The organism is Pseudomonas sp. GM79 (assembly GCF_000282495.1).
In the GTDB taxonomy this organism is placed as follows: Bacteria; Pseudomonadota; Gammaproteobacteria; order Pseudomonadales; family Pseudomonadaceae; genus Aquipseudomonas.
Genome location: NZ_AKJE01000035.1, coordinates 22720 through 36173 on the forward strand (window position 1 = coordinate 22720; position 13454 = coordinate 36173).

The 13454-nt window shown below is 59.0% G+C and carries 9 protein-coding genes; 8 read left to right on the plus strand and 1 reads right to left on the minus strand.

Features of this window, described 5'->3' with window-relative positions:
• Positions 1–147: 147 nt before the first annotated feature.
• A complete protein-coding gene (locus tag PMI36_RS19295) occupies positions 148–1272 on the minus strand; it encodes a polysaccharide deacetylase family protein (RefSeq protein WP_008070438.1) in 1125 nt (374 codons plus the stop codon).
• Between the two features lie 268 nt (positions 1273–1540).
• On the opposite strand from PMI36_RS19295, the gene yaaA reads away from it, so the two are divergent.
• The 8 genes from yaaA (at position 1541) to PMI36_RS19255 (ending at position 13446) form a co-directional block, all read left to right on the plus strand.
• The gene (gene yaaA / locus PMI36_RS19290; RefSeq protein WP_008070439.1) at positions 1541–2320 is read left to right on the plus strand and encodes a peroxide stress protein YaaA; all 780 of its coding nucleotides are present in this window, start codon (positions 1541–1543) and stop codon (positions 2318–2320) included.
• 820 nt (positions 2321–3140) lie between these two features.
• Positions 3141–4457, plus strand: coding sequence for a nucleotide sugar dehydrogenase (locus PMI36_RS19285; RefSeq protein ID WP_008070440.1), 1317 nt, complete (start codon positions 3141–3143; stop codon positions 4455–4457).
• A gap of 222 nt (positions 4458–4679) precedes the next feature.
• The gene (alg8, locus tag PMI36_RS19280; RefSeq protein WP_427623238.1) at positions 4680–6161 is read left to right on the plus strand and encodes a mannuronan synthase; all 1482 of its coding nucleotides are present in this window, start codon (positions 4680–4682) and stop codon (positions 6159–6161) included.
• A gap of 35 nt (positions 6162–6196) precedes the next feature.
• Positions 6197–7366, plus strand: a complete 1170-nt coding sequence (locus PMI36_RS19275; protein WP_008070442.1) for an alginate biosynthesis protein Alg44 — start codon at positions 6197–6199, stop codon at positions 7364–7366.
• A gap of 9 nt (positions 7367–7375) precedes the next feature.
• Positions 7376–8884, plus strand: coding sequence for an alginate biosynthesis TPR repeat lipoprotein AlgK (gene algK, locus PMI36_RS19270; protein ID WP_177319484.1), 1509 nt, complete (start codon positions 7376–7378; stop codon positions 8882–8884).
• Entirely contained in the window at positions 8881–10368 is a 1488-nt protein-coding gene (locus PMI36_RS19265) for an alginate export family protein (protein WP_007896392.1), read from the plus strand. The genes algK and PMI36_RS19265 overlap by 4 nt, the downstream gene beginning before the upstream one ends.
• A 26-nt stretch (positions 10369–10394) precedes the next feature.
• Positions 10395–11984, plus strand: coding sequence for a mannuronan 5-epimerase AlgG (algG, locus tag PMI36_RS19260; RefSeq protein ID WP_008070446.1), 1590 nt, complete (start codon positions 10395–10397; stop codon positions 11982–11984).
• Between the two features lie 10 nt (positions 11985–11994).
• Positions 11995–13446, plus strand: coding sequence for an alginate O-acetyltransferase (locus PMI36_RS19255; protein WP_008070447.1), 1452 nt, complete (start codon positions 11995–11997; stop codon positions 13444–13446).
• Positions 13447–13454: the final 8 nt, after the last annotated feature.

A 13454-nucleotide genomic window follows, 5' to 3' on the forward strand; every position in this document is an offset into this window, starting at 1 on the left:
ACTTTGACGTTTTTTTGAAGTTTATTTTTCAGAGTGACGAATAGCCCTTGGCGTGCAGGCAATGTGCCGTTAAAGTCGGAAGTCCGCCTGCACCGATTTCTCTGCAAAAATCGCCCTTCACCCAATGTTTTCGGCCTTTTGCCGTTTTCAGCGAAACGCGTCCTGACAGTCTGCCCAACCGATCCCGCTTGGCGCCGTTTGCGTAATGAGCCAGGGCATCGCCGTTTTCAGCGCATCCTGCTTCACATTGAAATTGATCACCCCGTGCCGCCACAGCAACATCAGGGTCAATACCCGTTGTGCGCTCTGGCTGCCCTTGAGCTTGCCGGCGCCGTCCTGGGCATCGATGTCCCACAATGCCACCTGCAAGCCCTGAGATTTGAAGAAGCCCTCGGCATCGGATCGACGCTGCCCCTCGGGCGGGCGAAACAGCGGCACGTAATTCTCCGGCAGCTTGCCTTTGACCAGCTCGACGCTGCGTCGCACCGAGTCCTGCCAGTCTTGCCAGTGGCTGTGGGAGCGAAACTCCCAGCCTTGCACGCCAACGCATTGCTGCGAATAAGTCCCTTGCAGGCTGGCCACCGAACGATCGGCCAGGCGGGCCTGGATGTCCTTGCCGAGGACGAAGAACGTAGCGCTCATGTTGGATTTGCGCAGGTACTCGGTGACCCAGGCGGTGTTATCTGGCGTGGCATTGGCGGCGCTGTCGAAGGTCAGCAGGAACAGACGATCATTCATGGCCTCGCCATTGCGCTCATAGTCGCCAAAACGATCGACTTCGCTGCTGGTCTGCGGGAACAGAGCGGCCTTGCGCAGCTGCTCGTCAAGGTATTGGGCGTGGAACAACCGGCTTGGCTCGGCCCATTTGATGTAATAGCTGTCATCGCTCACCTGAAATTTCGCCGCTTGCTCACGCAGGGTGGCCATGTCCTCGACCAGGAAACAGAAGGAGGCATCCTGATCGCAACTCTGCTGGGCGAAGTTGTAATTGGTCAGCAAACGCTGCCACAGGCGTTGGCGCAGTTGGTTGACCGACTCCAGATTGAGGGTGCGCAGGCCCAGGCGTTGAGCCAGGCTCGCTTCATCCAGCGATTCACTGGCCAGCAGAACCCGGGCAAACATGAGGATTTCGGCCCGCGAGGCGACGTCAAACAGCGTCGGGCTGCTGAGCTGCTCAGGCCAGGTGCCGCGATCCAGCGTCGCCACATCGCCCGGCGCGGCGATGGCGCCAAAACTCAAGAGCCAGGCCGAGAATAGAAAAACGATACGCAAAGGGATGTCTCCATAACAAAACCCGCGCGGCACTATAGCTGATCCCGCTCACATTCCCGCAGCAGCACCGATCTCCTGTGGGAGCGGGCTTGCTCGCGAAGGCGATTTATCATTCAACATTGATGGTGACTGACCCGCCGCCTTCGCGAGCAAGCCCGCTCCCACAGGGTTTTGCGGATAACCACCGATCATCACCTATGGACTTGATAGCTGGAGTCAACAAGGACAACCCCCTAGAATCGCCCCCACGATTAAAGGAGACGACTTCATGCTGATGGTGATTTCCCCCGCCAAGACTCTCGATTACGAAACACCGCCGGCGACCCAGCGCTTCACTCAGCCGCAATACCTCGACCATTCCCAGGAACTGATCCTGCAACTGCGCGACCTGACGCCAGCGCAGATCAGCGAATTGATGCACGTCTCCGACAAGATCGGCGGTCTCAATGCCGCGCGTTTCGGTAGCTGGACCCCGGCCTTCACCCCTGCCAACGCCAAGCAGGCGTTGCTGGCATTCAAGGGCGATGTGTACACCGGCCTGAATGCACAAACTTTCAGCGAAGCCGATTTCGATTACGCCCAGCAGCACTTGCGCATGCTCTCCGGCCTGTATGGCCTGTTGCGCCCCTTGGACTTGATGCAGCCCTATCGGCTGGAGATGGGCACCAAACTGGCCAATGCCCGTGGCAAAGACCTTTACGCCTTCTGGGGTACCCGGATCAGCGAATGGCTGAACGAAGCCTTGGCCGATCAAGGCGACGACGTGCTGCTGAACCTGGCCTCCAACGAGTACTTCTCGGCGGTCAAACGCAGTGCTTTGAACGCGCGCATCATCAATACCGAGTTCAAGGATCTGAAGAACGGCCAGTACAAAATCATCAGCTTCTACGCGAAAAAGGCCCGCGGGATGATGAGTCGCTTCGTCATTGAAGAACGCATCAATGACCCGGTCACCCTCAAGCAGTTCGACGTTCAGGGTTATCGCTACAGTGCCGAACAGTCTAAACCGGACAATCTGGTGTTCCTGCGCGATCACGCACCTGAGTAAATCAAACCCCGCACCAAGTCGACGCACGACATCGGTTACTTGATCGTGCGTCGCCCTTTGATCATCGAACAATCCCCTTCTTTTCGCCGCTTTATTGGCGCCAAAAAACAAGCACTCTCTTTTCTAACTTTAGTTTCACTCGACATCGATCATTTTTTTCCGTAGTGGCACAGATTTTTTTTGCTCGTAGTGGCAAAAAAATATCCACGACAATAATCACCCCATATATAAAGGGCCAAACGGCAAGTGCTATCAATATGAAAGCAGTGCCATCTTTTTCAATATTTCAAGAAATTTCAGAATTCGCGATGGGCGGACAGGAACTATGTCCAAATGCGCCGCTCATACCACCGGTAACGATTCTCTCGGTGATTGTGCGAGATAACTTACACAGACAAGAGATCGATGTAGCGAAGTTGTCACACTTACTTTGGCTTACTGATCACTTATTTGGGCAACACATGAAGGACAGGAGATAACGCACCATTACTATCCCCTACAAGGCCACGGCTGCGCCCCTATAAACGTGCTCACCTGAGCACCCAACCGCTTGATTTACGGGCTTTCGGGCCTGGCATTGAGCGCGCAAGACCTTTGCACGGAAGTCTTCAGAAAAGAGGATCGGCTGCATAACAGGGCACGTCATAACAATAAGACCTGGCTGCGCACATCTTGAGTGCACTTATTTAGACACTCGGAACTTAGTATGCCTGCACACGGCATTGTGGCGCCTTTAAGTCGCACTTGCGAGTGCACTATGACCGCTGAACACCATTAACTCCGGCCATGTAATGGCTTGATAAACACAGAGGTAATTGCGATGCGCATCAGCATATTTGGTTTGGGTTACGTCGGCGCAGTATGTGCCGGTTGCCTGTCTGCACGGGGCCATGACGTCGTTGGCGTCGATGTTGCCAAAGACAAAATCGATATGATCAACGCAGGCCGTTCGCCGATCGTTGAACCGGGTCTGGGCGAACTTCTGAAGCAGGGTATCGAGACGGGCAAATTGCGCGGCACGACCAACTTCGCCGAGGCGATTCGCGACACCGACCTGTCGATGATCTGCGTCGGTACGCCGAGCAAGAAGAACGGCGACCTGGAACTGAACTACATCGAAGCCGTTTGCCGCGAGATCGGTTTTGTCCTGCGTGACAAGACCACCCGCCACACCATCGTGGTTCGCAGCACCGTCCTGCCGGGCACCGTGGCAAACGTGGTGATCCCGATCCTCGAAGACTGCTCCGGCAAAAAAGCCGGCGTCGATTTCGGCGTAGCGGTTAACCCTGAGTTCCTGCGTGAAAGCACCGCGATTGCCGATTACGACCTGCCGCCAATGACCGTTATCGGCGAGTTCGACAAGGCCTCGGGTGACGTTCTGCAATCGCTGTACGAAGAGCTCGACGCACCGATCATCCGCAAGGACATCGCCGTTGCCGAGATGATCAAGTACACCTGCAACGTGTGGCACGCCACCAAGGTGACCTTCGCCAACGAGATCGGCAACATCGCCAAGGCCGTCGGTGTTGACGGTCGCGAAGTGATGGAAGTGGTCTGCCAGGACAAGACACTGAACCTGTCCCAGTACTACATGCGCCCTGGTTTCGCGTTCGGCGGCTCCTGCCTGCCTAAAGACGTGCGCGCCCTGACCTACCGCGCCGGTTCCCTGGACGTGGAAGCACCGCTGCTCAACTCGCTGATGCGCAGTAACGAGTCCCAGGTGCAGAACGCGTTCGACATCGTCTCCAGCCATGACAAACGCAAAGTCGCCCTATTGGGTCTGAGCTTCAAGGCCGGCACCGACGACCTGCGCGAAAGCCCGCTGGTTGATCTGGCGGAAATGCTGATCGGCAAGGGCTACGACCTGAGCATCTACGACAGCAACGTCGAATACGCCCGTGTCCACGGTGCGAACAAGGATTACATCGAGTCGAAGATCCCTCACGTCTCGTCCTTGCTCAACGCTGACTTCGACGACGTGATCGCAAACTCCGACGTGATCATCCTCGGCAACCGTGACGAGAAATTCCGCGCCCTGGCGCTGGAAGCTCCACACGGCAAGCAAGTGGTCGACCTGGTTGGCTTCATGTCTCAAGCCACCAGCGTCAGCAAGCGCACCGAAGGTATCTGCTGGTAACACACTTGTAGGAGCTGTCGAGTGAAACGAGGCTGCGATCTTTCCCGGGGCACTTGAGTCCTGAGTGAACCCAAAGACAAAGATCAAAAGATCGCAGCCTGCGGCAGCTCCTACCAGGATTTCTGGCGTCATCCAGAGCGGGTGACGCCAGTTTTCACAGGCCTGCCTTAACCCCATCGGGCCACCCCACAGGCTCGCCCGAGATCGAGACGGATGCAGATTATGCACAGGCTAAAGCACGGCCTACTTCAGGCCGCCGGTTGGCTGTTTTACCTAAGTTTACTGATGGGCATCGCCATGGCGCTGCCTACGTCCACGTTCGACTCCGAGTCGAAGGACTTTATCTTCCTGATCGGTATCGTCGGTATCTGGCGCTACTCGATGGGTGCCACGCACTTTCTGCGCGGCATGCTGTTTCTGTACGTGGTCTACCCGCACCTGCGGCGCAAAGTGCGCAAGCTGGGCAAAGAGGCAGACCCGTCCCATGTATTTCTGATGGTCACCAGCTTCCGTATCGACGCGCTGACCACCGCTCAGGTCTACAGCTCGGTAATCCGCGAGGCCATCGACTGCGGCCTGCCGACCACCGTGGTGTGCTCCATCGTGGAAATGTCCGATGAGCTGCTGGTCAAGAGCCTCTGGAAACGCATGAACCCACCGCCACGGGTCAAGCTCGACTTCGTGCGCATTCCCGGCACCGGGAAACGCGATGGCCTGGCTTACGGTTTCCGCGCCATCTCGCGCCACCTGCCGGACGACCGCGCCGTGGTTGCCGTGATCGATGGCGACACCGTATTGGCCGAAGGCGTCGTGCTCAAGACCGTGCCGTGGTTCCAGCTGTTCGGCAATGTCGGCGGCCTGACCACCAACGAGTTCTGTGAAGTGCGCGGCGGCTACATCATGAGCGAATGGCACAAACTGCGATTCGCCCAGCGCCACATCAACATGTGCTCCATGGCCCTGTCCAAGCGCGTGTTGACCATGACCGGCCGGATGTCGGTATTCCGCGCCACCGTGGTCACCAACCCGGACTTCATCGCCGATGTGGAAAGCGACTCGCTGCAACACTGGCGCCTGGGCCGCTTCAAGTTCCTGACCGGTGACGACAAGTCGAGCTGGTTCAGCCTGATGCGCCTGGGCTATGACACTTTCTACGTGCCGGACGCCGCGATCCATACCGTGGAACACCCGCCGGAAAAGAGCTTCATCAAGGCCAGTCGCAAACTGATGTTCCGCTGGTACGGCAACAACCTGCGGCAGAACTCTCGCGCCCTGGGTCTGGGGATGAAACGTCTCGGCCTGTTCACTTCGGTGGTGCTGTTCGATCAGCGTGTATCGATGTGGACGTCCTTGCTGGGCCTGACCGTGGCCATCCTCGCCACCTTCAAGTACGGCAGCGCGTTCATCCTGGTTTACCTGCTGTGGATCGGCATCACCCGCCTGATCCTGACCGTGCTGCTGTCCTGTTCCGGTCACCGGATCGGCCCGGCTTACCCGGCGATTCTCTATTACAACCAGATCGTCGGCGCGCTGGTGAAGATCTACGTGTTCTTCCGCCTCGACCGACAGTCCTGGAGTCGCCAGCCCACTTCCCTGACCCGTGATCTCGCCAGCTTTCAAGGTTGGTTCAACACTTGGTCGTCTCGGACCATGACCTTCTCCGCCGGCAGCATTTTTGTCGCCGTGCTGCTGCTGATGGTCTGACCGAACTCGCCTGAATTAACTAGGAAATCGCCCATATGAATACCGCCGTCAACTCCAACGTAGTGCACGAATCCGAAGCCCAGCGCCAACACGCTCGCGTGAAAATTCCGGCCAAGCTGCGTTTCTTCGGCCCTGACCGGACTCCGGTTGAAGCCCGAGTCATCGACCTTTCCGCTGGCGGCCTGGCGTTCAACGCCGGTCAGCTGCCGCTGAAAGTCGGCGATGTGCACAAGGCTCGCCTGCAGTTCGTGATCGATAACCTCGGTTTGGCCATGGACGTGGAATTGCAAATCCGCTCCGTCGATCGCCAGACCGGTCGTATCGGTTGCCAGTTCCAGAACCTGGAACCCCGTGACATTTCCACCCTGCGCCACCTGATCACTTCGCACCTGGCCGGCGACATCGTCAGCGTGGGTGAAATGCTGGCGACCTTGCAGCGCGACAACTTCACCAAGGCGCGCAAGACCAAGGATGGCGGCCACGGCATGACCCCTTTGGGCCGTCTGAAAGCGGTGACTTTCAGCGCCGGTATCTTCGTGGTCGGCCTGGTGGCGTTCGGTTTCATTTTCAAATCGGTGTACGGCATGTACTTCGTCAGCCACGCCCAGGCCGGCCTGGTCAGCGTACAGGGGATGAACATCACCATGCCACGCGACGGCACCGTGCAGAGCCTGATCAAGGCTGATGGCGTTGCCGCCAAAGGCGCACCGCTGGCGACCTTCAGCACCAGCATGCTCGACGTACTCAAGGGCCATCTGGACGAAGGTCAACTGCAACCGTCCAAGGTTGAAGAACTGTTCGGCAAGCAAATGACCGGCACCCTGACGTCGCCGTGCGATTGCACCGTGGCTCAGCAATTGGTGGCTAACGGTCAGTACGCCAGCAAAGGCGACGTGATCTTCCAACTGGTGCCGCGCAACACCGAAGCCAACGTTGAAGCACGCTTCTCCTATCGCCAGTTCGGCGACGTGCGTCCTGGCACCACCGTCAGCTTCCAGATCGCCGGCGAAGACCAAACCCGTACCGGCAAGATCGTCAGCAGCACCAGCCTGAAAAGCGCCGACCTGTCATCCGACATCCGCGTGCAGATCAAACCAGACGAGCCGCTGGACAGCGCCTTCGCCGGTCGCCCGGTGGAAGTGAACAGCACTCGTGGCCCGAACCTGAGCTGGCTGATCAACAAAGCCATGGCCGCCGGTCTTTAAACAGAGGACATGCCCGTGACCATCACAAAAATCCTGAACACACCGCACACCTTGTGGGAGCGGGCTTGCTCGCGAAGGGATCAACACGGTCTGCCTGATGCACCGCAGCGCCTGCTTCGCGAGCAAGCCCGCTCCCACAAGGGTGCATTCTGTGCATTGGCGTTAGCGGTGAGCCTCAGCGGTTGCGCCGGCCTGCCCGACCAGCGCCTGGCCAATGAAGCCCTCAAGCGCGGCGACACCGCACTGGCGGCGCAGAATTATCAGCAGCTCGCAGACCTGGGTTACAGCGAAGCTCAGGTCGGCCTGGCCGATCTGCAGGTCGACAGCCGTGACCCGGCGCAAATCAAAAAGGCCGAGGCGACTTACCGTGCCGCGGCCAGCGTCTCGCCGCGGGCTCAGGCTCGCCTGGGTCGTCTGCTGGTGGCCAAACCCGGTGCCACCGAAGCCGAACATCACGAAGCCGAAGCGCTGTTGAAGAAAGCCTCGGCCAATGGCGAAGGCAACACCCTGATCCCGCTGGCGATGCTGTACCTGCAATATCCGCACAGTTTCCCGAACGTCAACGCACAGCAGCAGATCAGCCAATGGCGCGCCGAAGGCAAACCGGAAGCCGGTCTGGCGCAAGTGCTGCTCTATCGCACCCAGGGCACTTACGACCAGCATCTGGATGACGTGGAAAAAATCTGCAAAGCCGCGTTGAACACCACCGACATCTGCTACGTCGAACTGGCCACGGTCTATCAGAAACGCGGCCAGCCAGAGCAGCAGGCTGAACTGATCAAGCAGATGCAGGCGGGTCACAGCCGTGGCGTCGTTTCTGCGCAACGTGTGGACAGTGTGGCCCGTGTGCTGGGCGATGCGAGCCTGGGCAAGACCGACGAAAAAACCGCTCAGTCGCTGCTCGAAGGCATCGCACCTGGCTACCCGGCGTCCTGGGTCAGCCTGGCGCAATTGCTCTACGACTTCCCGGAACTGGGTGATGTCGACGCCATGATGAAGTACCTGGACAACGGCCGCGCCGCCGACCAGCCGCGTGCCGAACTGTTGCTGGGCAAGCTCTACTTCGAAGGAAAAATGGTGCCGGCCGACGCCAAGGTCGCCGAAGAGCACTTCAAGAAAGCCGTCGGCCGGGAAGTTGCCGCCGATTACTACCTTGGCCAGATTTACCGTCGTGGTTACCTGGGCAAGGTCTATCCGCAAAAAGCCCTGGATCACCTGCTGACCGCTGCGCGTAACGGCCAGAACAGCGCCGATTTCGCCATTGCCCAACTGTTCTCCCAAGGCAAGGGCACCCGACCCGACCCGGTCAACGCTTATGTCTTCAGCCAATTGGCGAAGGCTCAAAACACCCCACAAGCCAATGAGCTTGCGCAAACCATCGAAGCGCAACTGCCGCCTGACCGGCTGGCCGAGGCCCAACGCCTGTTGAAACAAGAACAGGCCATTCGTAGTGCCGTGAGTCCGGACACGCTGGAACTGCACGCCCTGCAAGAAGAAGACGGCGAGGAATCCCTATGAAGCTCAATCCATTCGTGAAGGCCGGTATTGGCCTGACATTCGCCCTGCTGTGGTCGTGCCCGACCCTGGCGGCCCTGACCGAAGACAAGAACTTCGGCCTCGAAGTCAAAATTACCGGCCAGTCCGAAGACGACCGTGACCTGGGCACTGCCAGCGGCGGCGACGTTTCCGGCGTCGGCCTCGACCTGCGTCCATGGGTGTACGGCGAAAGCGGCGCGTGGAGTGCCTACGCCATGGGCCAGGCCGTGACGTCCACCGACATCATCGAAACGGACACCCTGCAACAGTCCGACAGCGACGGTACCCAGACCACCGACAACGGTGATCGCAAAACCAAGAAGAACTACTTGGCGATGCGCGAGTTCTGGGTCGGTTACAGCGGCCTCACGCCCTACCCTGGCGAGATCCTCAAGCTCGGACGCCAACGCCTGCGCAACGACGACGGCCAATGGCGCGACACCAACATCGAAGCCCTGAACTGGACCTTCGACACCACCCTGTTGCGCGCCAACGTCGGTATCGCCGAACGCTTCAGCGAATACCGCACCGACTTGAAAGAGCTGGCACCCAAGGATGAGGATCGTCTGCACGTTTTCGGCGACGTGGCCACTCAATGGTCGCCGGGTAACTGGGTCGGCATTCGCGGTCATCACACCCACGATGACGGCAAGCTCGACTACCCGGAGCCGGGCGTGGCCGGTGATTCGCTGGATAAAAAACAGAACGGCGACATCAGCTGGCTCGGCCTCACCGCCGACAGCGACGCCTACAACTGGCGCAACACCAACACTGTCAACTACTGGGGCAGCATCACCGGCATGAGCGGCGACACCGACACGGTCAACCCGCTGAACGCCGATGGCACGCGTCCGACCGAAGCCAAACGCGGTGAAGACCTCAATGGCTGGGCCACCGATATCGGCCTGCGTTTGCGCCTCGATCCGCAGTGGCAAGTCGGTGCGGCCTATGCCCGTGCCAGCGCCGAGTACGAACAGACCGGCCTGGAGAGCAATCGCTCGAACTACACCGGTACACGCTCGCGGGTTCACCGTTTCGGCGAAGCCTTCCGCGGCGAAATGAACAACATGCAGACCGCTACCCTGTTCGGCTCGTGGATGCTCAACGACGAATACGACGCCAGTCTGATCTACCACAAGTTCTGGCGCGTGGACGGCAACAAGCCGGTGGGCAGCAATGGCATCAATGCCGTCGAAAACAACACCGACGACGTGACCGGCGCAATCCTCTCCAGCACCTCGCTGCCGCTGGAAGATGGCAACAAAGACCTCGGTCAGGAAATGGACCTGGTGGTCACCAAGTACTTCAAGCAAGGCTTGTTGCCGGCGGCGTTGAGCCAGTCGATCGATGAGCCTTCGGCTCTGGTGCGGTTCCGTGGCGGTGTGTTCAAGCCCGGCGATGCGTATGGCAAAGAAGTCGACTCGTACATGCACCGCGCGTTTGTCGACGTGGTCTGGCGCTTCTGATGCAAACCGCGAAGGGAGTGCCCGACATGAACAGTGCCAAGAAAGGCTCGATCAGCCTGCTGGCCGGCGCGCTGCTGCTCGCCAGCGCAGCCGCCTTCGCCACCGTCGAACCGGCCCAGCCTGTGCAAGCGGGAAAATCGACGACCATGGCCAAGGGACTGCAACAGGCCAAGACCTACACCGTCAGCAGCGCGCCAACCGCGCCGCTGGACTTGGCCAAGCCGAAACTGCCGGACACCTCTGGCTACACCGCCGAAGCCATCGCCGCGAAAGTCGTGCGCACCAAGCCCGGCAAGATCAGCGTGCGCCGGATGATGCAGGAAAACGCCCTGAAGGACTTCATCGGCGGCGACAACAAGATGGCCGAGTGGGTGGTGCGTCAGCATGGCATCCCGCAGGCGATCTTCGTCGACGACGGCTACATGAACCTCAAGGACCTGGCCAAGAAGCTACCCAAGCAGTACTTCAGCGAAACCTCGCCGGGCGTGTTCCTGGCGAAGTTGCCGATCGTGGTGGGTAACAAGGGCATTCTGGAAATCGACAAGCAGACCCAGGAGTTGCGCCTGTCCCAAGAGGCCGGTTCGTTCCTGGTCAACGACGGCCAGCTGTTCGTGCGTGATACCAAAATCACCGGCTGGAGCGAGAAAGCAAACGGCCCGGCGGCCTTCAAGTCGCCCAAGGAGTTCCGTCCGTTCCTGCTGTCCTGGGGCGGCACCGAAACCTACATCGCCAACAGCAAGATCGCCAGTTTCGGCTACGCAAACAGTAAGTCCTATGGCGTGAGTATTTCCCAATACACGCCGAACATGGCCAAGGTGCTCAAGCGCCCTGAGCCGTCCGGCTGGATCGTCGGCTCCGAGTTCTCGGACATGTGGTACGGCTTCTACTGCTACGAAACCCGCGACTTCGTGGTCAAGGGCAACACCTACAAAGACAACATCGTCTACGGCATCGACCCCCATGACCGTTCCCACGGTCTGATCATCGCCGACAACACGGTGTACGGGACCAAGAAGAAGCACGGGATCATTATTTCCCGTGAGGTCAACGACAGCTTCATCTTCAACAACCGCAGCTACGACAACAAGTTGTCGGGCCTGGTGATCGACCGTAACAGTGTGAACAACCTGATCGCCTACAACGAGATCTACAAGAACCACACCGATGGCATCACCCTCTATGAGAGTGCTGACAACCTGCTGTGGGGCAACAAGGTGATCAGCAACAAGCGCCACGGCATCCGTATTCGTAACAGCGTGAACATTCGCCTGTACGAAAACATCTCGATGGCCAACGGCCTGACCGGTGTCTACGGGCACATCAAAGACCTGACCGACACCGACCGGGACATCAAGCTCGACCCGTTCGACGCCCAGGTGTCGCTGATCGTCGTCGGCGGTGAACTGGCGGCCAATGGCAGCGGACCACTGTCGATCGACTCGCCGCTGAGCGTGGAGTTGTATCGCGTGTCGATGCTCGCCCCGACCAAATCCAGCGGCATCAGCTTCTCGGGGATTCTTGGCGAGCGCCAGGATGAAATTCTCGACCTGCTGGTGCGCCAGCAGAAAGCCGTGCTGATCGACCCTGTCGAACGCCAGACCGAAATGCGGGACTGAGGATAATTTTATGCACCCACACTTGATCAAATTACTCAGCCTGTCGGCCCTGACCGCTGGCATTCTTGCGGCGAGCACTGGCGTACGTGCCGAAGACGCCAAAGCCCCCAGCTTCAAGGCCGATGATTGCTGCAACCTGTGCCCGGAAGCCCACGACCCGAAGAACTACACCACCCGCTATCAGCAGAACTTCACCACACTGGTGCAGGCGCAGGGCGATTGGCTGTTCCGTACGCAAGAAGACTTGCGCACCGAGTTCGACACCACACCCGCTGGCTACAAGCGCATGAAACAACTGCACGATGCGTTCGAGAGCAAAGGCGTGGAACTGGTCATCGTTTACCAGCCGACCCGCGGCCTGGTGAACCGCAACAAGCTGAACCCGGCAGAGAAGGCGAGCTACGACTTCGACAAGGCGCTGAGGAATTACAAAACCATGCTCGGGCGTTTCGCGCAGATGGGCTACGTGGTCCCGGACCTGTCGCCACTGACCAACGAATCGCTGCCCGACACCTTGCCAGCCCACGACTTCTACTTCCGCGGCGACCAACACTGGACGCCGTATGGCGCCCAGCGCACGGCGAAAATCGTCGCCGAGAAGGTCAAGCAATTGCCGGCCTTCGCTGACGTTCCCAAGCGTGAATTCGAGACCCATAAGTCGGGTCGCATGGGCAAGACCGGAACGTTACACAACATGGCTGGTCAACTCTGTGGCACCAGCTACGCGATCCAGTACATGGATCAGTTCACCACCGAGCCGAAAGGCGAAGCGGGCGATGGCGATCTGTTCAGTGATTCCGGCAATCCGGAAATTACCCTGGTCGGCACCAGCCACAGTGGCAAGAACTACAACTTCGCCGGTTTCCTCGAAGAGGCCATCGGCGCCGACATCCTCAACGTGGCGTTCCCCGGTGGTGGCTTCGAAGGTTCGATGCTGCAGTACCTGGGCAGCGAAGAGTTCCAGACCAAACCGCCGAAAATCCTCATCTGGGAGTTCTCGCCGCTTTATCGCCTGGACCAGGAAACCATCTACCGCCAGATGATGGCGCTACTGGACAACGGTTGCGAAGGCAAAGACGCGCAGATGAGCGCCAGCGCCACGCTGAAACCGGGCAAAAACGAATTGATGGTCAACAGCAAGAACCTGGACCTGCGCAACAGCAGCCACCAGGTCGATATCCGCTTCGCCGACACCTCGGTGAAAACCTTGCAAGCCACCCTCTGGTACATGAACGGGCGCCACGAGGACATCAAGATCGACAAACCGGAAACCTCCGAAACCGACGGGCGTTTCGCCTTCGAGTTGCGCACGGACGAAGACTGGGCCTCGCAGAATCTGCTGGCCGTCGAAGTCCAGGGACCTGAAAAACCAGGTACCACGCCTCAGAAAGTCGAAGCGAAAATCTGCAAACGCAACGTGTTCTCCGGCACTGGGCAGCGTACCGCTCAAGCCGGGCAATGAGGCTACCT